Source organism: Pedobacter frigidisoli (assembly GCF_004331675.1).
Taxonomy (GTDB): Bacteria; Bacteroidota; Bacteroidia; order Sphingobacteriales; family Sphingobacteriaceae; genus Pedobacter; species Pedobacter frigidisoli.
Genome location: NZ_SJSN01000010.1, coordinates 194,172 through 216,122, shown reverse-complemented (window position 1 = coordinate 216,122; position 21,951 = coordinate 194,172). Strand labels below are relative to the sequence as shown.

Sequence of the window (21,951 nt, the reverse complement as noted above, 5' to 3'; positions counted from 1 at the left end):
AGGAGTTGAATAAGACACAATTACGTAAGAACTTTGAGACTGGAAACTTTCAGATAGGTGCATCTGGCCTAAAGCAGTTCCTCTGGTACTATACCGACATCTTCCTTTTTAGGAGCAGGTTAATACCCTTTGGCAGTGTACTGGTAGCCGTACTAAGGATTTTTGGGGCAAAGGTTGGCAGGGAGGTGAGGATCAAGCCTGGCATAGCTATAAAGTATCCCTGGAAACTTGAGGTTGGGGATCATTGCTGGCTAGCAGAATGTATCATTGATAACCTGGATTGGGTGAGGATGGGGGCCAATTGCTGTGTATCCCAGCAAGCAATGCTGATTACGGGAAACCACAATTACAAAAAATCAACCTTTGATCTGATTACCCGTCCAATAGTCCTTGAGGATGGGGTGTGGATTGGTGCAAGAGCGACAGTTGGACCTGGAGTTATCGCAGGGTCACATGCGATACTTACCCTAGGGAGCACCATTTCCCACAGCATGGAGTCTTACTCAATTTATAAGGGAAGTCCAGCCATAAGGATATCGGATAGAGAGCTGGCGTAAAATCCAGATCATCTTATCAAGCCAATCTGGATCAACCAGCTTGGCTTGATTTGTTATGCGAGGATCTGATCTTAAAAAAAGCGGCCAATCCCAATATCCCCATTAGGTAGTAAATATTATCATCCAGTGGATAGTCATCCGGATCTATCGTACAGAATGGATCTAGATCGGGATCACATGCCTGTGCCATTACATTGTTTGATACCATCACGAGTAGCATCAAGCAGAACATCACTATTAAAATCTGTAGTCTCTTCATCATCTTACTGCATCTATCTTTTAATAAATTTTGATTTCCCGATCTGTAGCCCATTTGAGGCATCACTAACTGTAATTATATATATTCCGGTAGGAAGTTGACCTACAACATGTTTTATCCCGCTACCAGTATATACCCTTTTTCCAAGGAGGTCATAAATAGCAACATTTATCTTTTCTTGTGAGGCTCCCTTATTTAACAAGATATTAATTTCGTTCTCTACTACCGTTGGATATACCTTAAAGGAATCTCCAGACAACTCATTGTCACTAAGGGCCACGGAGACAACATCACTATAAGTGATCCTGCCGCTGGACTCAATCTGCTTCACCCGATAATAATTCAAGTCATTCAATTTTCCATCGCTTTTACTGTATGATCCAAGGCTTGATCCGGCAAAGCTTCCAGCAATCGTTCCAAGTTCGGTAAAGCTCAGGTTATCAGTGGATTTTTCAAGCACATAGGAAGTACTCGATTTCTCATTTTGAACTGTCCACTTTACTGTTGCAGCACCTGTTAGCTTCGTTGCTGATATAGCGATTAACTTATAGGGCTGCGTCTCAGGCTCAAAAATGAGCACAAGGCGGTCTGCACCATATGTTTGGGGCTTAAGCTTATCTATATCAAGCGTGATCTCCTTGTTGGCCATTACGTCGGTCTTGGTACCAAGGAAATTGTCTTGCAGGAATACCTTATAGGCATAAACCGGACTCAAATCCGTAAACCTCAAGGTTACCTTTCCAGTTTCACTATTGTTCAAAAAAAGCCTGACAGTCTTAATATCCTTTACCTCGGGCAAAAAGTTTATCGCCAGATTTTGATTATCCTCACTCACGCTAGCCAGTTCTATGATGGGATTGGTGCCATGAAGTGCATCAGGGCCAGCATATTTTGTACTATTCCCATTTTCGAATACCAGGGCGATCTCATCCTTGTCCAGCTCATTTGAAAGTTCCAACCTCATTACCGGCCTTACCTCCTTACTGGTCAGATCAACATCTGTAGGTGCCCCCATCAGTCTTGTCTGTGAAAGTCCAGATTGTGGTAGTGCCAGGAACTTGGGAGGTGAGCTGATCGTCGAGAGTTTCTGGGTCTCCTTAAAGACCAGGCCCGTACCATTTGCAGTGGACTTTGCCCTTACGTAAAAACCCTGGCCGGTCTGGATTCGCCCCTGATCTGCGATTGTTCCCCAATTGGTGTAAACGCCAGCCGAAGTGGTAGCCTGTATCCCACCAGGCTTGATAATGATCGCAAAGTCATCGATCCTAGCGGTATTGTCCGCATAAAGTTGTTGAAAGGAAATTGTTGATGGATAAGGATTTCCCACCACGTTATATCCGTTATATGCATCGGCTCCATTAGCGGTATAGCTTAGCGTTCTGGAAATATCAAATGCATTGATTGGCCCCACATAGGTTGCAGTTACGTTCTCTGGAGTTGCATAGATCTGTCCAGTTGGTGATCCGGCATCGATCTTGGAGCCGGTACCAAAGCCGCCAGAAAGGGCATAATTGGTAGTCCTATCTCCACGGTAAAACAGGAAAAACCCATCTCCCGGAGGGGCAGAATTATTTATATTCGTTAATGCAGGAAAACTTTGTGTTACTGGGACCTCGTTGAACTTGGTAATCGTGGTCGCGTAAGGACGCTGAGAATTCCCAATATCAAAGCCTCCACCCGAAGCCCCGGTTATAATCATAGTGCCCTGAAGTTGCTTGTAGGTTTTATTGGTAAGTGATGCATCGTTTATTGGCGAGGATACCAGCCGAGTACCGCGGTTAAAATTCTGTATTGCTGTTCCGTTCACGCCTCCAGTAAAATAGGACTCGATATTTATAGTTCCCGTTACGTTAGAGGTTCCCGAAACCAATGGCCCAATATTGGCGTTAGTTGTAGCGGTAGACTTCAACGTCAACGCCCCTGATCCTATAAGAGAAGTATTGAGGATACCCTTTGAGATTGAGACCAATTTAAGTATATCCAGCTTACTACCAGCATTGATATTGATGATACCGACTGCGCTCGGATGGGTATTGTTGATGGTCAGGTTATCAACGGTACTAACTGTAGAGGTACCGAAATATTCCTGGGTTGGATTAAGGCTGCCATTAAAATTCAGTGTAGAGTTCGCAGCATTAAGTATCTGGCCATTATTGTAAACATTACAGGCCACATTCAAGGTATTACCCGATAGGGCCAGAGTAGATCCAGAGGCGATGGATATGGCATAAACACTTTGTGCAGCACTTAGTATTGGGGATTTACCAGCAGGAATAATCACTGTTGCAAAGTTACCAGTAGGCGCTCCGGTGACATTGGTAATGGTATTGGTCCAGCTAGTTCCAGGAAAACTTGAGGTAACACCAGTGAAGGAATAGATTAATCCTGGATAGGTTGAGGCCACGCTGAGGTTAGCGGCAACGGTACCCTTTGTTAGTGATCCGGGGCTATTTTGGTTCTGATATTCTGTCAACAACCAGCTTGTAGACTTTGCGACATCAGAGACCCTAACCTCATCGATAAGCCCATTGAACCAGTATTTATTACCACCCTCTCCTACTCCAATGAATAGATTCCTGCCTGTTGAGGCTGCAATGGAATTCACACGACGCTGTCTCTCTACCCCATTTACATAGGTCACCACAATATTTCCATAAAAAACACTTTGTACATAATACCAGCTTCCGATTGCAAGCGTTGTCGCATTACCAGCAACATTTGGATAAGTTTGTCTGTTGCTATAGGTAATACCTCCAGCTACTCGATTCTCTGACTCTGGAATCAAGTTATAAAGGCCTATCTTGTAGCCTCCCTTCCTTGGATCGTTTGGTACCACATCAGCCGCTGATTCAATCTCCTGATTTGTTACCACTTTTTGATCAGGTGCGGTGCTTCCCACATTAATCCAGGCAGAGATGGTATACGCCGGTCCAGTAATTGCATAAACTGCGTTCGCAGCAACATTTATCTGTTGAGTGGACCCGTTATAGGTATAAGCGTTTCCAACCTTGCCAGTTGTCACCAGATTTGCGGAGGTCATCCCGACTGTTGTTCCAACAAGGGCTGTGGAGGTAGCATCAGTCGTGGTTCCCGAATAAGCTGATTCCTTAAAATGAAAAACGGCCTTATAATCGGTGCTCCAAGTGGTTGAACTATTATTTGCAGTCGCGGAAGGATTTCCGATGAGTATATTGATCTTTTTATTTATGGTACTTGAAACATAGGGAAGCTTTACCCAAGCCAGAAGCGATCCAGTGGCCGGAACATACTGTTCCACATCAAAGCTTAATGCCGCTCCAAACTCATCGGTAAATGCGATATCGTTTCCTACAGGAGAGGTCACTTTTCCAAAGACAGGATTGGAAACCGTCAAATCGCAGGAGCCAACCTGCTTTAGGTTATCATCGGTAATGGAGATCAGATACGGAAAATTTGTCTGGGTGCCCGAAACGATGGAGGTGGTATTAAGGGTTACTGGAAGCGTATAACCATAATTCCGATAAGCAGTCGAACTCAGCGATGCAATTTCGGCATTACTCAGCTCATAATTGGTTACCTGGATATCATCCAGCGCACCGGTAAAATACCAGTTTGTAGGCGTACTCGGCCAACCGTTTGTATTGTCATAACCTATCCTCCAATATCCCGTATACACCTGGGCGCTTGTCACGGTGGCATCAGTTCCCTGGAGTACCCCATCTATATAAAGCTTCATGCCCGATGATGATAAGGTGGCAATTGCATTGTGCCACACATTGTCGTTAAGTGAAGCAGAAGAATTGAGTGTTTTCGTTTGTCCAGGATAGACCCCGAAATAGACTTTCCCGGCATTGTCCATATAGATATGCCGATCGTATGAACCACTTGATCCCGATTGATTACCACCAAAACCAATTAACTTACCACCTGCAACACTAGTCCGGAACCATATACTAATGGAGAAAACCTGAGGGCCGGCCATTGCAGTTGTGGTGGTGATGTTATCATCTATCCCGTCAAACTGATAGGCACTATTGACGCTCCCATACCTGTCATTGGTTAATGAAGCTGCTCCTCCGTTCGTACCTTGAACGGTGCCATTATTGTTAGACCCTCCTACATCATTCGCATTTCCGGTAAAGGGATAAGCAAACAAAAAACTTGTAGACTGGGCCGGGAATTGAAGAAAACCATTACTTAATGATTCCCTCAATGTATAGATTCGCCAATAATATGTTGTATTGGGATTCAGATTTGTGGCCGTATATGAATTAGCGTTGGCGGCGGTGGTAAGCTCGATGTTATAGTTAGTGCCGTCAGTGGAGCGGTATATTACGTAACCATTATCATTGGCCACATCTGTCCAGTTCAATGTCATACTGGTGGTGGAGATCGCACTATAGACTGCAGAAGTCGGCAGATTGGGAGACACCGGAATAAAGCTGTAGCGCTGATTCACAGCAGGCTTTACACTTAAGGTAGTTGTTTCAGCAGCCGAACTGGCCGCAGCAGTATTTGTAGTTGCGTTCAGGGATTGAAAGATGCCATTTGCAGCACTTATTCCAATCGATGCAGAAGCAGCCGATGCAGCGGTGGCATTGGGTGGGCTATAATTATACTCAATTTCACCATTTGCCTCATATAATCTCACCTGAAAGGCCATGTTTACGGCTGCATCAAACCGCCATTTAACGTTGGTATATTGAATCGTGAATGTTCGACTCCCAACTGCACCTGTCAAAAAATAGCTAACAGCAGTAGTGGTATTCAATGCAAGGTCATCCCATAGCGGAGCGAGTACATTCCGCTGGAGGCTGGTAGCAAGATTATTTGTAACATGATAGTTATCTCCAGTATTTATAAGGTCAAAGCTCAAAAAGCCATTGGTGCCTGCAGAGATGCTCGTGAACCTATTCCCCATATACCAGAAATCAAACCCAATGGGGATGTTTTGATAGAGACCATCATCTAAACTTCCTACCAAGCCAGTAGCGTTGGTAGCACCAGTCAGGGCGATATAAGTAGAAGAACTCTGCGAAAAGCTATAATTGTTTATACTCTGCGCTGATGCAGCTATCGCTGAGAACAAAAATACTATCGATAAGAATAATCTTATGCGATAACTAACTGCAGTTTTATTCATGAACGGGAAATAACTCAACGGGATGGAGATTTATGCAAAAATACTATTTTAAGCTGATATAAAGAACTTTAAGACAAAGTTTATTCGGCTATATAATTGCTAATCTAACAGTTGTAGGATTGGTCACTAAAAAATCGACCTATTCAAGTTTAACCATCAAGACCTGGCACTTACATTAAGTAGCAGAGCCCTCGAACTGATTGTTTACACTATGATGCTATCATGATTGATCCGGCCCTTTGATGAACCGAGTTATTTCCTGATAAATTTTGAGGCTCCAATCTTGGCGCCGTTTTGCGCATCGCGAACCACAACGATATAAACTCCGGAAGAAAGCTCGCCAACACGCTGCTCGAGGCTGGAATTGCTCATAACGGATGCCCCTGACATGTTAAGAATAGAGACAGCTATTTTGTAATCCTTGATTGCGGGGTCCAACTCTATGGTTAAAAGATTGTCAGTGATAGTAGGATAGACCTGGAATAAGCTTCCATTAAAGTTTCGTCTGGTAAAATCCAGCGTTTCTCCCGAACTGTAAGTAATCCGTCCAGTTTTTTCTACAAGCTTGATCCTGTAGTAGTTTACTCCGGTAAAAGGCTGCGAATCCACCTGGGTATAGGTACCGTAACCCGAGCCGTTGAAGGAACCATTAACTGATCGCAACCTTGAAAATTCTTTTCCATCCGCCGATCTCTCCAGCTCATAGGCTATCCCTAGCTTTTCATTCTGAACCTGCCATTGCAAGCTGGCCGACGTCCCGGACTTATCCGCCTGAAAGCTGGTGAGCTTAAAGGGAAAGGTTTCGGGCTCCAATACCAAAACAAGCCTACTGCTGCCAAAACTAGTCGGCTGGCTCTTGTCAATCGTAAAACTATATTCCGCATCCTCGAGAACATTGATTTTCTTGTTCAGAAAATTGTCAATCAGGTAGAGCCTATGGTCATAGACCGCATTAAGGTCAGTAAACTTAAGCTTTACCAAACCCGTCTCGTTATTATTGACAAACAACCTGACCTGTTTGACATCTTTGACCTCGGGCATAAAATTTATGGCCAGGCTCTCACCATCCTCGCTAAGGGTGGATAGCTCAACTATACTCGCTGCACCATGTAGAGCGTCATATCCGCCATAACTACCTGAGTTCCCTTTTTGAAAAACAACTACCACATCCTCCTTATCGATAGCGTTTGCCAGCTCCATTCGCAGGCTGGTCGAGGCATCAGCCAAAACACTATTGTTAGCGCCCATCAGTTTGACCTGATCCAGACTACCATTAGGGGTGGAGAGAAGCCGCGCAGGCGTGGCTATCGATCCGGCCTTATGCGTTTCTAAGAATGAGAGGGTGGTGTTGGTCAATGCCTTAACATAAAATGCCTGTCCCGCCTGCACAAAGCCAGTCCATCCAATAGTCGAATAGCCGCCCGAGTGTGTTACCTGTCCCCCACCCGGCTTGATTACTATCGCGAAATCATCAATCTTGCCACTATTAGTAGCCAGGAGCTTGCTAAAATCAAGTGCCGAGGGATATGGGTTGCCTATAACATTGTATCCATTGTAGGCATCCCCAATATTGGCACTATTGGTGACGCTCTTGGTGATCGTTCCCTTGTTGATCGGGCCGGAGTAGGTCACCGTAACCGGATCGGCTACCGCATAGACAAGATTTGGTGCATCTATCCTTGATAAGATACCAAAGCCATTGGTTACCTGATAGTTTGTCCTGTCCCCCCTAAAGAAAAGAAAGAAGCCGTCTCCAGGGGCAGAGGATTCGTGTATGTTGGCTAGCTCGGTGAAGGCCTGCTTACTGGGAACCTCATTAAACCTGGTTACCGTCGTTGCATTTGGCCTTTGGTAGTTTCCTGGGTCAAACCCATTACTACTACTGCCTGCACCGGTGATAATCATAAAGTTTTGCAACTGTTTGAAAGTCTTATTTGCAAGGGTAGCATCATTAATCGGTGAGGAAACCATTCGGGTACCCCTCCAATAGTTTTGCAGTGGGGTGCTTCCATTGAGCCCACCATGGAAATAGGATTCAATGTTGACAATACCCGTAATATCAGCTCCGGCGGATAGTGTTCCAATATTCGCGCTTAGCACACTAGTGGACTTTAGTGTTAATAATCCGGCCGAGACAAGCGTACCGGCACTCACATTGACCAGCTCGGTAACGTTTAGCGCATTGGCCAAGGTGAGGCTTTGCCCGGAGGTATTGACAGTGATGTTTCTCAAGGTGTTGGTTACCCCCGGGGTTGACTGGTCAAATCTTAAGGTGGGGCTATATTGTCCATTGATTACCAATGAGCTCCCGGAAGTTCCGGATATTGTCCCCGCTCCGGTTAGGGAGGAGGAAATGTTAGCGACTCCAAGAGTAAGGGTCTTTCCATTGATATAGATTCTGGCACTAGCCTGCAACTCCAGGTTGGCGAGGGTAACATCCACATCAAGCTCAGGGTAGTTTGTAACCACCGGAACTATTACTGAGGCCCCTACACCGGGAATTCCACAGGAGTTCCAGTTTCCGGCATTAGACCATACCTTACTTACCGCGCCCGTCCAGGTATTTGTCGAAATTGTCGCAGTCACAGGCACCCGTTCTGAGCTACAGCTACCATTTGTGGCCTGAACAAAATAGGTCGTAGTAACGGATAGATTATTGATATTATAACTAAGTCCTGTATATAATAGGGTGCCTCCGCTTAATGATGAATACCAATTTGCACTACCTGCCGAAATGCTCGCAGATAATGTTACAGATCCAGTCCCGCACCTGCTGGCCGGAGTTGTTCCACTTACCGTGGGACTGGCCGTGTTGCTAATGATTACATTGATAGTTGAAACAGCGCTTTCTGAACCGCTCAAGCTTTGCGTAACATAATAACTGGTTGTGCCAGCGACTGATGTTAAAGGTATTGGGGCGGCTGACAAACGAACCGGTGTAGACTTAAAGGTCAGATTATTGAACAGATTGCCATTATTGAAGCCGGTAATGGAGACTCTATTGCTGGGCTCCGTTAGCGGATAGGATCCAGCACTTCCCGAACCAAAGTTACCGCCTCCCTGGGACAACATTATCAGATAGTCACCGGCAGAACTGATCTGATAATCAAATTGGGCAGTAATCCTAACCGCTCCACTTCCATTTGGAGCAGACTGGCTAATGGTTTGCAGGGATTGTGATAAAAGTGTTCCTGTAGATGTATATATACCAAGTCTCACGTTGGACACGGTCTGGTCCTGTGGAATAAAGAAATCCACGGAAACAACCGTAACATTTGCCTTTAGGGTAGTAAACTTCAGCGCCTTATTATTGTGGGTATTGTCGGCATACTGCGTATTGGTATAGGTGTTTGTCCCTCCAATCGAGGTAGAACCTGTCGCCTCAGTATACCAATTAAGTACTGCTCCCGGTACCGTGGTCGTTGCGGTCAATGGTGATGCGCCTGAATTCAGACAATAGTTGACAGGGCTAACCACTGTTGGATGAGCAATATTGGTAATGTTAACCGTGATCGATTCCGCATCACTCAGACAACTCCCCAGCATCTGTTTGACATAAAAGACCGAGGTACCAATTACTGATGTAGATGGAGTGATGGGCGTGGATGTATAGGATCCGTTAAGTGAACTGGACCAGTACAGGGAAGCCCCCGATAAGGCCATGGCACTAAGGGGTATTGCGGAAGCGAATTGGGTATAACTGATCGGTGTTGTGACAGTAGGTTTTGCGAGCGCGGCTATATTAACAATTACTGCGGAGGCATCACTGCTACAGCCACCGAGTATCTGCTTTACATAATATATCTTGCTCCCAAATGTTGTAGTGGCAGGTGTTGGCGCAACATTACTACCACTGCCCAAATTAAAGACGACGTTATTGAATACACGCTCTCCATTTATCGTCGTACCGGTGATGCTAACGGAATTGGAGGCCTCATTGATGGGGTAGGAATTTGATGGGTCCTTACCCAGATTCCCTAGTCCAGAGACAATCCCTATCATGTAGTTCCCAGGGCTTGTGATTACGTAATTAAATACATTATTAATCTTGATCGGCGTCGATCCAGCAGTCTGAGAGGTTGTGGTGGTAGAGGAGGCAAGAAGACTGCCTTGAGCATTAAATATGCCAAGGACCAGGTTGTTTACAGCCTGATTGGCGGGGATGGTAAAGTCAACTGAGGTAATTGTAACATTAGCAGCTATGGTCCTAAATGTCATAGCCTTATTCGAACTTGGATTCGTGGTAAATCCCTCAACGTATGTGGCGGCAAGGAAATCTGATGTTCCCCCGACCGAACCATTGGTTGAATCCAACCAAATTAATGTCCCCCCGGCTGAGGGAGTAGCAGATAAAGGAGACGCACTGGAACATTGAGCATAGTTTACCGGCGTAGAAACTGTCGGCGGTGAAGCCATACTGTTTATGGTAATAGCGCCTGAGGATAATGAATACTGAACCGAATTGGACGAGACGACCCTCACCCTATAAGTGCTTCCTGAAAGGGCCGCTTTTGGTATTGTACCTACAATCGTTCCACCACTCATTTGCTGGATATTGCCAATGAGCCTAGAGGAATTGTCTGCAGGGAAAGTGCCATTGGCATCCGAGAGCTGGATACTGAACTTATTATCGGAGTACCAGACAGAACCGGTGATGCTAAAAGAAACGGTGAAGTTTGAGCCAGCACAATAGGTTCCACCTAGTGAATTTGTTATCGTAATGTTCTGGGCGAGGGTAAATCTAACAGAAAAAAATAAAATAATAAGAGTTAGCGTAATTTTGTTACCCATATAAGAAAGACGTTTGCTTGATGGCAGTGCAAAGAAAGAGAAAAGAAATAAAAACTGAAAAAATACGTAGTATTAATTTGACATTTATCAATACATTTGAATGATTTTAACGCTATACAAACATATACATGACAATTAGCCACTTGATACGACCTAATAAAGGCTAGACTACCTGTGGATGCCTCATGTGGTTCCTGTAAATGGATAGTTCCTAAACATTACCCCCTGCGAGAATTGACTAAAGAATATGTTATGGGTCGATTATGGACAATTAACAACTTTGGACGATTTAACAACTATTATTAACTATTTCAGATCTTACTTTAATTATTTAATTCTTAATTTTGAAAATGTTTAAAAGCTTGTTCCCGAAAGCAACAATTACGCTATCTACGCTGTTCCTCTCTTTTTTGGGCGTTGATGCCCAGACGCAAACCAACGGTAGACAATCGAATAACATCGTTACAGCTGTACCATTTTTATTGATCACACCTGATGCGCGTGCGGGAAGCATGGGAAATGCAGGTGTTGCAGTTGATGGAGATGCCAATAGCTCTAGCATCAACGTATCCAAGCTCGCCTACATCAAAGAAGATTATGGTTTTGGGGTATCCTATAGCCCATGGTTAAAGAACCTGGTCCCGGATATCAATCTGGCTTACCTGACAGCTTACTATAAACTCGACGATCGAAATACCATTGCTGCAGCTATGCGGTACTTCTCTTTGGGAAACATAAATATAATAGACGAAAATCAGCAGGATCTGGGAAGTTTTAGTCCTAGTGAATTGGCCCTTGATGCCTCTTTTGTAAGAAGCTTTGGCGAGGAATTTGCATTGGGCACAACCTTGAGGTACGTTCGATCTAACCTCTCCTCTGGACTCTTCGGTACAACTCAACAGAGTGCTGCAGGACAAGCGGTAGCCGTAGATGTCTCGGGGATCTATAAAACCAATACACAGTTCTTAAATACTGATGCGATACTTTCCATTGGCGCAAATATCTCCAATATCGGGACGAAAATGAGTTATTCCTCAGGTGGTACAAGTTACTTTCTACCCACCAATTTCAAATTCGGTGGGGCTTCAACATTTTTGATCGATAGTTTCAGTGAATTTACCTTTGCTCTGGATTTTAACAAACTATTGGTTCCTACCCAGCCAATCTACAATGCAGATGGTACAATACAGAGCGGAAAAGATCCCAATAGATCTGTGCCGGCTGGCATCTTTGGATCTTTTAGCGATGCACCAGGAGGATTTAGCGAGGAGCTGAAAGAAGTCGGAATCTCTACAGGAATAGAATATAGATACAATAAGCAATTTGCCTTGAGGGCAGGATATAATTATGAAAGTCCACAAAAGGGCGATTCACGTTACTTTACTTTAGGTGCCGGCCTGAGGTATAATGTATTCAATATTGATCTTTCCTACCTGGTTGCCAGTACCCAGCAAAGCCCCCTGGCCAATACGCTTAGATTTAGCTTACTCTTTAATTTTGGTTCTGCAAAATCCGGTAATAGCAATCCGCAAGTAAATTAAGCATGGGTTTGCCAATTATTATGCTTCATCATGTATGCGATAACCCTTACGAAAGCTTAGCAGGATGGAGCATCAGTAGAAATAAATTTAGCTTACTCTTAAATGCCATTGATAAAAAGGGGTTTCAAACCACTACATTCGAAGAGATTGATACTAAGCAATGGTCAGGCTCAGTACTTAAAGATAAAGTTATCATCACCTTTGATGATTGTCCAAAATCGTTATTAGATTTTGCACTCCCTGAATTAATAGACCGACACATGAAAGCTGTTTTCTTTATACCTACGGCGGAAATAGGAGGTTACAATCGGTGGGATGTCGATTCTCAAGGTTTTGAAAAAGTTGAATTAATGGATCAGGCAGACCTAATCAAGCTATCAACATTAGGAATGGAAATTGGGAGCCACGGGCACCACCATAAAAATGGAAACCTTATTTGCGCCGCTGATTTTGCAGTTGAAATCGAAACATCAAAAAGCATTCTAGAAAAAATAATCCACAAAAAGATTTACTCACTTGCCTATCCCTATGGAGAAGTTCCAAAAAACTTTAAAGCATTATTGAAAGATGCTGGTTACCGCTATGGACTCTCTATTTATCAATCTTTTACTCATCATCTTTCACTCCGCCGAATCGGCATTCATGAGTCAGATGATGCAAAATCAATCGCTTTTAAACTGAGTAGAAGTTATCAGTTTTTACGTGTCTTTGCAGACCCCCTCCTATCTATCTTTAAGTCATCTAAGGCTTAAATACACCCACTCTCCATTTTTGATTTTTATCATTTTCAATCTCAGTGAGGGAGCGGAACTGATATTTAGTCTGCAATTTTTGCCAGATTATATCATGCCCCTTAAAATCACACATCGAAATAACCAAAGCTCCCTTTTCATTTAGGTTTTTAGCGATACACTTTTCTATCGTCCTTAACGGCTGATTAAAGTAGTATAGCGACTCATTAAAGATGATCAAGTCGAACTTCTCATCTAGATCCTGGTGATCAAAATCAACTTGAAGAAACCTGCTTTCTGGAAACGATGCGCTTGCAAGGGAAATCGCGCTATCGGAGATATCAATTCCCAGATAGTCAGAAGAAAGGATGTTGTGCTTTAAATAGCTATAGAGCACACCCTGTCCACAACCTACATCCAATAGCTTAGTTTCCTTTGACTGCTGCTTAACTAATTCTGCGATCAACTGATAATGCAATTTTTCATCTGCCGAATACAGATAATCCCAAAATCCGGATTGGAACTGTGTATCCCATATACTTTTTGATACCCTATTTCCAAAACCATATTTGGATAGCATTGCATTGTAGAGCGTTCGCCTTAACTTATTCTTTAGCTTATATAAGCGTATCTGCATGTGAAATGGGGGATAGTTCCCAAAATTAATAATTTTTGTGTATGAATGAAATATGGGCTAATTACCGATTTTTAAGCAAACTGATAGTTAATATAATTGAGGCTTATGGGATTAAATATGAAAAGAAGCTAAATAACCAAAGCATTCCATAAAAATTATAGCAAATCGGAATTAATTTGGTCATAAAATTATATCTTGGTTGCTAAATATGCAGTTCCTAAACTTTTTGGTAAGCACCACCTGCTTTTTTCTGCTCCTGTTCGCTCTTCACCTCTCCTTTTCCAAAAATGGAGATAAAAGGCAGAACATATTGCTCTCCGTCTTATTCTTTACCCGTTGCGGGCAAATCCTTACCTCGGTGATGATCAGTTCAAGTCAGCAAAATGGGCTATCTGTACTTTTCCAATCCTTTACACCACTTTATTTTGCGGCCCCAGCCGGTTTTTATTTATACATTGTTGGTTTTCTTCATCAACATAAAAGTATTAAAAGAACGGAATTGCTCCATTTCATTCCCGCGCTGGTCGCCTTTGTACACGTTATACCCTGGCCAGGCTTGCCTCCACTGGATTGGACAGCGATTTCAGAGCAGATGGCACAGAACGGATATCATTCCCTGAGTAGCCGCAGTGGGCTCTTCCCTGCTTACTTCCATTACCTTTTCAGGCCTATATTGACACTGAGCTATCTGATATTGAGCTGGATAGCAGTAATTAGGTCAAGGATAATCCCTCAGGGCAAAAATGAGGATCCCAGCAGGAACTGGCTCTTGTTCTTGGTTCTGGTGGCGTCCTTTTTTCAGTTGATGGGACTGCTGCCAATTCTGCTCAGAAGTATTCACTTGCCCGTCCAGAACAGTTACCTTATTACCCTAAACTGTCTTGCATTACTTGGAATAATGATTTATGCCCTGCACAGGCCCCACATCTTTTACGGATTTCTCTTGATCGCCATCGACTGGAAAAAAGGGGAGAGGCAGGAAGTAATCGTAATATCGCAAGAGGAGGTAAACCTTGAGCGGTCAATCCCCCCTATGCTTCCCAGTATGCCTGCCAGAAAGGTAAGCCTATCAGAAACGCAACTTGAGGTATATGCTAATCTGCTCAAGGAGCTGATGGAGCGTGAACGCCCATATCTGGCAATAGACCTGCAGATCATAGACCTGGCCAAAAAGATCAATATTCCGGTACACCACTGTTCATTTGTCATCAACAACCATATAGGCAAGAACTTTAGGGATTGGATCAATGGTTACCGGATTAATCATTTTCTGATCCAATACCCGTTATTGGCTGACCGGTTGACCATTGAGGCAATTGCCCAAGAAGCAGGATTTAAGAGCCCGGCGACATTCTACAATGCATTCAAAAAGGAAACAGGCCTCATGCCTACCCAATACTTTTCCAGGGAAATGGACGTCTGATCGTATTTATACCGCGGATTTATCTCCAACGCTTGAATGGTTAGAGAGGACCGCTGGTCCAGTTCAATGATTTGTTCCCAGGCAGGGTATACCTTTGTACCAAGCGGTTGTGGTCCGGCCTTGAAGGTAGAACCAGGCCGCTGGATAAATCCCTAAGCGCCCATGAGATTAAATTCCCAAAACACAAGGTATATACTGCCGCTGTTCAGTTATCTGGAAAGCCTTCATCCTTTGCCAGCGGCATTCATTCGGCATTATGAGCAAAACTGCCAGCTCATTACCGTCAGGAAGAATAAGTTTATACGCTCCCCCATAGACCTCAATAACTCGATGTACTTTTTACTAAAGGGAGTGGTACGGGGATTCATCAGGCTGGGTAGGGAGGAGATCACTACCTGTTTTACCTTTGAGAACCAGTTCCTTGAAGCGGTGGCTCATCCGGATAAACCCAACGAAAGTTCTACCGAAATCCTTCAGGCGTTGGAGGAGTGTCAATTGATCAGGATTCCCTATAGCTTAACTGACTTTTTGTGTGAACGTTTTCAGGAGGCGAACATTATTGAGAGAAAACTTCTGTCCATCCACCACCGTGCAGCAGCACAAAGGTCTATCCTGGCCAGGACCCCAACCGCATTGGGAAGGTACCTGCAACTCCAGAACAGCGATTTTGATTTGAGCCGGGTAGCCCAAAAGTATTTGGCGAGTTACCTTTGCATGAGACTGGAGACCCTGAGCAGGATGAGAAGTAAACAGGTGCATGCCAGGGTGCTCAAACTCGCATAGCAGATATGAGGCGCATGATTGGTCGCTCTGGAGTTTTATCACCTGGTCCTTATCGGACAATGCTCTGCAGTGGACAGTCCAGCGCGCTAACAAGATAATCCACGCCAAGGACAGAAATAATCTTACAATCAGGGATCGTTTTCACCAGGGAATCAAATAGCAGCATTCAATGCTTACCTTTTAGCGCCGCTCCCCTGCTGCTCTTGAACGGAGAGCGGATTGGGCACATTTCCACCCCTGGATGGGGTGGGAACCTGCGACTGTTCAACTGGAAATATCTGTTGTCCGGTGAGCGGGCGCATCTCCTGGTCAAAAATATCGAGTCGCCTTAACTCCGGATTTGCGCAAAGGTAAACCGGCACCTTTTTACCCTCAAGCTCCATTTCAAGCGAAATCAGGTTCCCGTAACGAAGCGCCTTTATCGCAGCCTCATTTTTCTCCGGATCGTCCATTCCGATAATGGGATATTTTTTAAAGGTAGCCTCCAGATCATAACCATATTCAGGAAAGAACCATTTTAAGGGATGATTGCCCTGATGATCGGTAACATCAAGATTTAATTTATACCAGACACTGACCCGCTTGTTCCGTTTTCCCTCTGGATCCTCAAGATCTAGCACAAAAATATCCTTTTGCAGCGATAATCCGCAAAGTAGCTTATAACATTGCAGCGCAGTCATGCGGTTATCCTTTTCCAAATCAAACCGCTTTTGCACGGGTGCACTGGCGTTATATCTGCTCAGGCTTGCCTCAATGGCATTTAAGTAATAGACGTCGCTGGTCCTGGATTTATTGAACCTGAGCTCAAAGTGCATTTGGTCCACCCCTTTTTCCGGACTGGACCTGAATTCCGCGGGAATGTACCGCTGATGGAGGCCAATAGAAAAGGACTGTAGCTTTTTATAGATGGAATCCTCCAGCACCTGGTTGAGCCGAGTACCAAAGCCGAGGTAATCTAATGATTTTTTTAGGTATTCAAGATTGTTTTGATCCATGTCTTATTGATTTAAACTGTTGCTTAAGCGCTGAGATCCATTCACCTTGACATCCCACGCATGAAATTGGCCTCTTGGGAGACCTTGAGTTTTATCTGCTCCTGTTGCTCAGGGCCTTGGCCCTGCATCTCTTGCAGTGCCCTAGAGAATGCTGGAGTCTGGTAATCGAGCTGATTGACCTTTTCGGATATCGAACGGATGCCGCGGAGCAGCATGTAAGAGATTCCCCCATCCAGAAATACCGAGAGGATAAGTGCATTACGGTCTGAACGCAGGCCCTTTGGCTCGCTCGCGCGGTGCTGCAGCATCGTACCATCAGGCATCTTGAGGGTCTCTCCACGCCTGAAGCTCGATCTTTGTTCCTCGCTGAGCAGCATTCCGTTGACCAGATCGGGCGCCTGCACCTCGGATACATCATAACTGACAAACTCACGCGTCTTGGGATCATATTCAAAATTCATCATAATGGATCGCCCCTCTTCCCGCTCAACGCGTTTACCCACAAAATCTACGTTTCCAGAGATCAGCTCCTGCGTTTCCTGCGCGCTGAGTAGCGGATGGGGAAGAACCTGGGTATAGATGGGGTGGATCAGGACATCGATCTCCCCGGTGGTGTTTCTTGCCAGGGATAATCTGGCATCCAGGCGTTCGATCGCAAAGCCATCACCCTTTAGCTCCCTGAGTGGAATGAGCTCGGTTCGCCGTCCGGAGAGCAGGGCGCTGATCTCATCGGGCTCTAGCATCAGCTGGCCCTGGTGATAAATCCCGAGTTTCTCGAGCTGGGATAGGGGTAGCTCGCTGGTGGAAAATAATGTTTGCATGACTTTATCTTTTAATTTTGGATTGATCTAATGTTTCGCCTGATCCGAGGTTAATCAAGCCGGGTTGAACGCCCCTGTCTACGGAAAGCTTGACCTCCAGAAGAGAGCTATATAGCTTATCTGTCTTGGAAAGAGTAAACCGCGTGCCCGAGGGCATGAGCTCCACTTTCAACCGGCCCTGCTTCAAGTGTCCCTGTATGCGGTAGAGTTGATCGTTATAGGAGATCTCATCTCCCGTGGAAAGGTAGTTCTGCCTGGAAAGGCTCGGCGTTGAGGCAGCCATATCCAATGAGGAAACCGGCTGGACCTGTACTAGGCGCTTTTGTTCCAGGCCAATCAGGTGGGCAAAGATCCGCTCCGCATCTGCCGCTGCCGAAAAGATCTCAAAGGGGGTATCCTGCAGAATGGACACCCAGCTCTCAATGTAAGAGGTATGTTGGCTCGCATCATATGGGATACGGAGCTCATCGCCCATCAGGATTGAGGAGATCTCTGCGCGAAGCTCTTCCCTCGCGTAAGCCTCTGCCCCACTATTCATTAGCGTAGCCCTATCCAACCTGTCGGGATGGCCTGTCCAATGCCCCAGCTCATGTAGCAGGGTGGCATAATAGCCTTGCGTGGTAGCGAACTGGGAACGCTCGGGCATGGTGATCGCGTCGTAGCGGATATCATAATATGCCTGGTCAATGTACATATGGCCAATATCAGCCCCGGAAGAGGCGATGAGGTTTTCCGCCCGCTCCAGGGGATCCCAGCTGATGGGCCTAGCAAGCCTTTCCCCGAGTGGCGAAAGACCCGAGACCTGCTCCCCGTTAAATAACCAGGCATTGCGGATGACTGCCCGCTCCAAGGGACGTGACAGCACAACGGCCTTTCCCAGTTCATCATGTACCACCTTTCCATGCTCATCTCGCATGGTCTTTTGCTCATGGGTCTTAACAAACTGTATCATTGTCCCCTTCTCTCCCTGATTGACCCTGAACCCATTGGCCTCGGCCTGCTTAAAGGTCATCCACCTGGGATCCTCACGACCGGCGAGCATCAGGTTCAGGATATTGATGCCCTGATAGCGTTTTCCGGTCTGCTCATTATAGGGCAGTGAAAATATTGGAACGCCCTCATCGCTCCATGGTTTCTGCCAAGGGACAGTCCCAGCCTTAAGCTGCTCGATCAGGCGCTGGGCTACCTGCATATGTAGTGGAAGCTGTTTAATATCCATCGTATTCCTCCTCTGTTAATGGTAATTGATCTGCATTTTCTATCCCGTACTCCCTGGCCTGGGCCTCGCTGAGAATGAGGTGGTCCTCAAAATTCATCACCAGCAGCAGGGTAGCTAGCGAGGGATCCTTTATCTTGTATTCATTCATGATCGTGCGGGGCTAGTAATAACTGTTTTTGCATCACCTCAGTGATAAACCTCAAGGGATGGATCGGCATTCCGCGATAGGTGATGGCAAAATGCAAATGCTCACCCGTAGCGCTCCCGCTTTGTCCGCTGAATCCAATGCACTGACCTGTCTCCACATCCTGGCCCATGTTCACCAAGATCCTGGACAGGTGCCCATAGATACTCTCGATCTGCCCATGTGAGATCCTGACGTAATTACCCAGAAGGGCATGGTAACCGCATCCAATAACCTTTCCAGACATCATGGACTTGATCATTCCCGAATGAACGGGCAGATCGACACCTGTATGCTGGTCAATTTTTTTTGATATCGGATGGATCCGGTATCCATATCCGCTGGAGACCAGCAAGGGAGCAATGGGCAGGGTAATGATGACCTGCGCAGATAGCCACTGCGAAAAAAAGGCCATGCAGCAGAATGTTAATATCAATTTGCTCTTCATCTCGTCACCCCCTCTCTTTTGACCTGGGTGGCCAGGTCTTCCCTGATTCCGATCTTTTCTGAAAGGCTTGTGGTGGCAATCATCGCCGCACTGGGATTTTTCCGCAGCAGCTCCATTGCCTCCATTATCGCGCTCACCCCACCCCGCTCCTGCAGCATATTCACCCTTAAGAGCACCTTAAAGTCCTCCATATTAATCTTTGCGGTATCGGTTAGCAGCTGTTGATATAAGCTCCCCTTTTCCTTTAGCATCAGCAGATTGGCTGCCGGGTAACTGGGCATCGAGAGATCCCCATGGGTTACCCTTGCACTAGCCCCGTCAGCAGCCAGCAGGCTAATGAGTCCGAGCCTGAGTTTTTCTGGCTCCCCACTTAAAAAAGTGAGGACCAGCGTTCCGTTATATTGTTCCATAAAATTTCTTATTTAATGTTGAAAGGGAAAATCTTAGCTATACCTGTGGAAATCGCTTTAGCAGCCCGGTAACCTCAGCGTTGATCCGGTTAAAGTTTTCCAGCAGTACTGCTGACTTTTTACCCTTGAAATCATAAAAGATGGGCATTGCAGGGTAGTTTGCTGATTCTTTTTCGATCTCCACCATATCCAGGTTTACCCGGCAGTTTACCGCCGAGGTCAAATAGTTCCCATCAAAGTCACTGGCCGCCTCTCTGGCCAGGATGCCTACTAGCTCTCCGGTCCTGAGCGCAGAGATCTTGCCCGCGGGAATGAGGTGCTCCAGGCGCTCACTGAGTGAGATCGAGGTTTTCGAGCGATCAATGGATAGGCTCTCTGAGGTCTGCTTGATCTTACCGAAAAGCTTTTCCAGCCAGTCCAGCGTCTCCTTGTTCCTGACCGAGCCAGAAAGCACATTGCCAACTACTGAACATATGGTGGCAGAAACCTCTTTCCCGTAATGCTGGTGAAACTGTGGCAGCTCCTGAAGTCCCATCAGGACGGCTACCTTGTTGGATCTTGCCGTAGCAATCAGGTTCTCGATGCGGTGTACAAATATCGTGGGCAGCTCATCCAGCAGCAGTGCACTGGGCAGATTGCCCTTGGAGTTGATTAACCGGGTGAGCCTGTTGAGTACCACCGAATAACAGGCCGAATTGATATTCTGGGTATTGGGATCATTGGCCAGCACCAGCATGGCGGGCCTGGAGGGATCGCTGATCTTTAGCGAGAAATCATCTCCTGAGAAGACCCAGAAAGTTTCCTTGGTCGCCAGTCTGGAGATAAAGATCTTGAGCGTTCCCACCTGCCCTTCCAGCTGATCAAATGCCTTGGCCCGGTAAGCGCTCATAAATGGGGACAATAGGGAGTGCAGCTCGGGATTACTCAGCAGCGCAGAAAAGATCTGGTCGTAGGAAGCGTTCAAAAAGGAGAGCACATGGGGCAGCGAGGAATAGCGGCCACTCTGATAGCGGGAGAAAAAGTAGATACAGGCGGAAAGGAAGTTCACCGCACTCTGGGTAAAGAACTGATCGCTTCCCCCTGACTTATCCCCTTTCTTTAAGGCCTCGATCAGCGCCTCGGCAGTCTCGGAGGCATCAGCCAGGGTCTGGATATAATCCGGTCGCAATACGTTAAGCCTCCTGCTCTTTTCTACATCATTGAGGTTAATGACATGAAAATCATGTCCCTTAAGCTTCCCCTTGGACCTGTTGGACAGATAATGGGCATAGGCGAGCTGGGAGAGATCGGGAAACTTGAAGTCGTACAGGCATATGCAAAACTCCTTTGCCATCAGTTGGCGGATGAAGGGCATGACGACCCCAAAACTCTTTCCAGATCCGGGGGTGCCAATGAGCAGGGTTCCGCGAAAGATATTCTCAATATTGATATAGCCCTTTCTCACCTTGCCCCGGTAATAAAACAGCGAGGGAATACTCACCTGAAAAGGCCCGGTCTTTTCCCTTGTATCCTGCATAAAGGACTCTTCCTCCACGTTCCAGCGGTCCTTTCCAAGTTTGGAGCTGATGATCTTGGATATGTTATCCAGGGCGATGTGCAGCAGGATGACCCCAAAAAGCTCAGTGATCCCGTATCCGGTCGCCCACCACCCGCTAATGAATTCACCTGTTTGATGTGAAAAGATAAAGAGTCCTGCAGCTAACATTCCTCCGCCCAGGGCCAAGGGATATAGGATCGAGTACTTGGCATTGAGGTCTCTTTCCTTTTTGGCAAGCGTACCGATCGAGACCAGTAAGACCAGCAAGATCGTAAAGCACCTAGAATACAGGGGCTGCTGATAGATCATGAGCCTGGATAAGGTTATGAGTAAGCTTTCTGCTGCCCCAGTGATCCCTCCGGGCAGAAAATGCACCTGCGGTAGATGGATAAAGATGACCAGATCCAAGAATACCGAAAGGTAGATGCAAAACTGCAGGCCACGGTGCAGGCCCTGTTGCTCCTTTGTTTCTTCCATAGCTTATCTGTTTTTT

The 21,951-nt window shown here is 45.8% G+C and carries 16 protein-coding genes; 5 read left to right on the top strand and 11 right to left on the bottom strand.

Features of this window, described 5'->3' with window-relative positions; genetic code table 11:
- Nucleotides 1–5 precede the first annotated feature (5 nt).
- Complete coding sequence (locus tag EZ449_RS14345) at nucleotides 6–557, top strand: WcaF family extracellular polysaccharide biosynthesis acetyltransferase (RefSeq protein ID WP_131559974.1); 552 nt, start codon at nucleotides 6–8, stop codon at nucleotides 555–557.
- Nucleotides 558–588: 31 nt separating this feature from the next.
- Here the strand turns inward: EZ449_RS14345 and EZ449_RS14340 are convergent, their stop codons facing one another.
- The 3 genes from EZ449_RS14340 to EZ449_RS14330 form a co-directional block, all read right to left on the bottom strand.
- Nucleotides 589–819 carry a hypothetical protein gene (locus EZ449_RS14340; RefSeq protein WP_131559971.1) on the bottom strand — a complete coding sequence of 77 codons (231 nt, stop codon included), beginning with the start codon at nucleotides 817–819 and terminating at the stop codon, nucleotides 589–591.
- Nucleotides 820–829: 10 nt separating this feature from the next.
- Nucleotides 830–5,938, bottom strand: coding sequence for a DUF2341 domain-containing protein (locus EZ449_RS14335; RefSeq protein ID WP_131559969.1), 5,109 nt, complete (start codon nucleotides 5,936–5,938; stop codon nucleotides 830–832).
- A gap of 252 nt (nucleotides 5,939–6,190) precedes the next feature.
- Nucleotides 6,191–10,729, bottom strand: coding sequence for an Ig-like domain-containing protein (locus tag EZ449_RS14330; RefSeq protein ID WP_131559967.1), 4,539 nt, complete (start codon nucleotides 10,727–10,729; stop codon nucleotides 6,191–6,193).
- A gap of 350 nt (nucleotides 10,730–11,079) precedes the next feature.
- Here EZ449_RS14330 and porV point away from each other — a divergent pair, with 350 nt between their 5' ends.
- Nucleotides 11,080–12,270, top strand: coding sequence for a type IX secretion system outer membrane channel protein PorV (gene porV / locus EZ449_RS14325; RefSeq protein WP_131559965.1), 1,191 nt, complete (start codon nucleotides 11,080–11,082; stop codon nucleotides 12,268–12,270).
- Nucleotides 12,271–12,272: 2 nt separating this feature from the next.
- Nucleotides 12,273–13,022: a polysaccharide deacetylase family protein gene (locus tag EZ449_RS14320; RefSeq protein ID WP_131559963.1), complete on the top strand. Its 750-nt coding sequence runs from the start codon at nucleotides 12,273–12,275 to the stop codon at nucleotides 13,020–13,022.
- Here the strand turns inward: EZ449_RS14320 and EZ449_RS14315 are convergent.
- Complete coding sequence (locus EZ449_RS14315; RefSeq protein WP_131559961.1) at nucleotides 13,012–13,638, bottom strand: class I SAM-dependent methyltransferase; 627 nt, start codon at nucleotides 13,636–13,638, stop codon at nucleotides 13,012–13,014. The two genes, EZ449_RS14320 and EZ449_RS14315, sit on opposite strands and share 11 nt — an antisense overlap.
- A gap of 208 nt (nucleotides 13,639–13,846) precedes the next feature.
- Here EZ449_RS14315 and EZ449_RS14310 point away from each other — a divergent pair, with 208 nt between their 5' ends.
- Both EZ449_RS14310 and EZ449_RS14305 read left to right on the top strand, forming a co-directional pair.
- Nucleotides 13,847–15,061, top strand: coding sequence for a helix-turn-helix domain-containing protein (locus EZ449_RS14310; RefSeq protein ID WP_131559959.1), 1,215 nt, complete (start codon nucleotides 13,847–13,849; stop codon nucleotides 15,059–15,061).
- A 162-nt stretch (nucleotides 15,062–15,223) separates the two neighbouring features.
- Nucleotides 15,224–15,844 carry a Crp/Fnr family transcriptional regulator gene (locus EZ449_RS14305; RefSeq protein WP_131559957.1) on the top strand — a complete coding sequence of 207 codons (621 nt, stop codon included), beginning with the start codon at nucleotides 15,224–15,226 and terminating at the stop codon, nucleotides 15,842–15,844.
- Between the two features lie 173 nt (nucleotides 15,845–16,017).
- Here the strand turns inward: EZ449_RS14305 and EZ449_RS14300 are convergent, their stop codons facing one another.
- From EZ449_RS14300 to EZ449_RS14275, 7 genes are read right to left on the bottom strand one after another with little or no spacing between them, the layout of a single operon-like run.
- The gene (locus tag EZ449_RS14300; protein ID WP_131559955.1) at nucleotides 16,018–16,839 is read right to left on the bottom strand and encodes a hypothetical protein; all 822 of its coding nucleotides are present in this window, start codon (nucleotides 16,837–16,839) and stop codon (nucleotides 16,018–16,020) included.
- 41 nt (nucleotides 16,840–16,880) lie between these two features.
- Nucleotides 16,881–17,660: a DUF4099 domain-containing protein gene (locus EZ449_RS14295; protein ID WP_131559952.1), complete on the bottom strand. Its 780-nt coding sequence runs from the start codon at nucleotides 17,658–17,660 to the stop codon at nucleotides 16,881–16,883.
- 4 nt (nucleotides 17,661–17,664) lie between these two features.
- Nucleotides 17,665–18,879 (bottom strand): ArdC family protein, encoded by a 1,215-nt coding sequence (locus EZ449_RS14290; RefSeq protein ID WP_131559950.1) that lies wholly within the window; start codon nucleotides 18,877–18,879, stop codon nucleotides 17,665–17,667.
- Nucleotides 18,869–19,027, bottom strand: a complete 159-nt coding sequence (locus tag EZ449_RS22695) for a hypothetical protein (protein ID WP_165499768.1) — start codon at nucleotides 19,025–19,027, stop codon at nucleotides 18,869–18,871. Before EZ449_RS22695 ends, EZ449_RS14290 begins: the two co-directional genes overlap by 11 nt.
- A complete protein-coding gene (locus tag EZ449_RS14285; RefSeq protein WP_165499767.1) occupies nucleotides 19,020–19,478 on the bottom strand; it encodes a M23 family metallopeptidase in 459 nt (152 codons plus the stop codon). Before EZ449_RS14285 ends, EZ449_RS22695 begins: the two co-directional genes overlap by 8 nt.
- Before the next feature lie 29 nt (nucleotides 19,479–19,507).
- Entirely contained in the window at nucleotides 19,508–19,921 is a 414-nt protein-coding gene (locus EZ449_RS14280) for a hypothetical protein (protein ID WP_131559946.1), read from the bottom strand.
- Nucleotides 19,922–19,958: 37 nt separating this feature from the next.
- On the bottom strand, nucleotides 19,959–21,935 hold the full coding sequence (locus EZ449_RS14275) for a type IV secretory system conjugative DNA transfer family protein (protein ID WP_131559944.1): 1,977 nt from the start codon (nucleotides 21,933–21,935) through the stop codon (nucleotides 19,959–19,961).
- Between the last annotated feature and the right edge of the window lie 16 nt (nucleotides 21,936–21,951).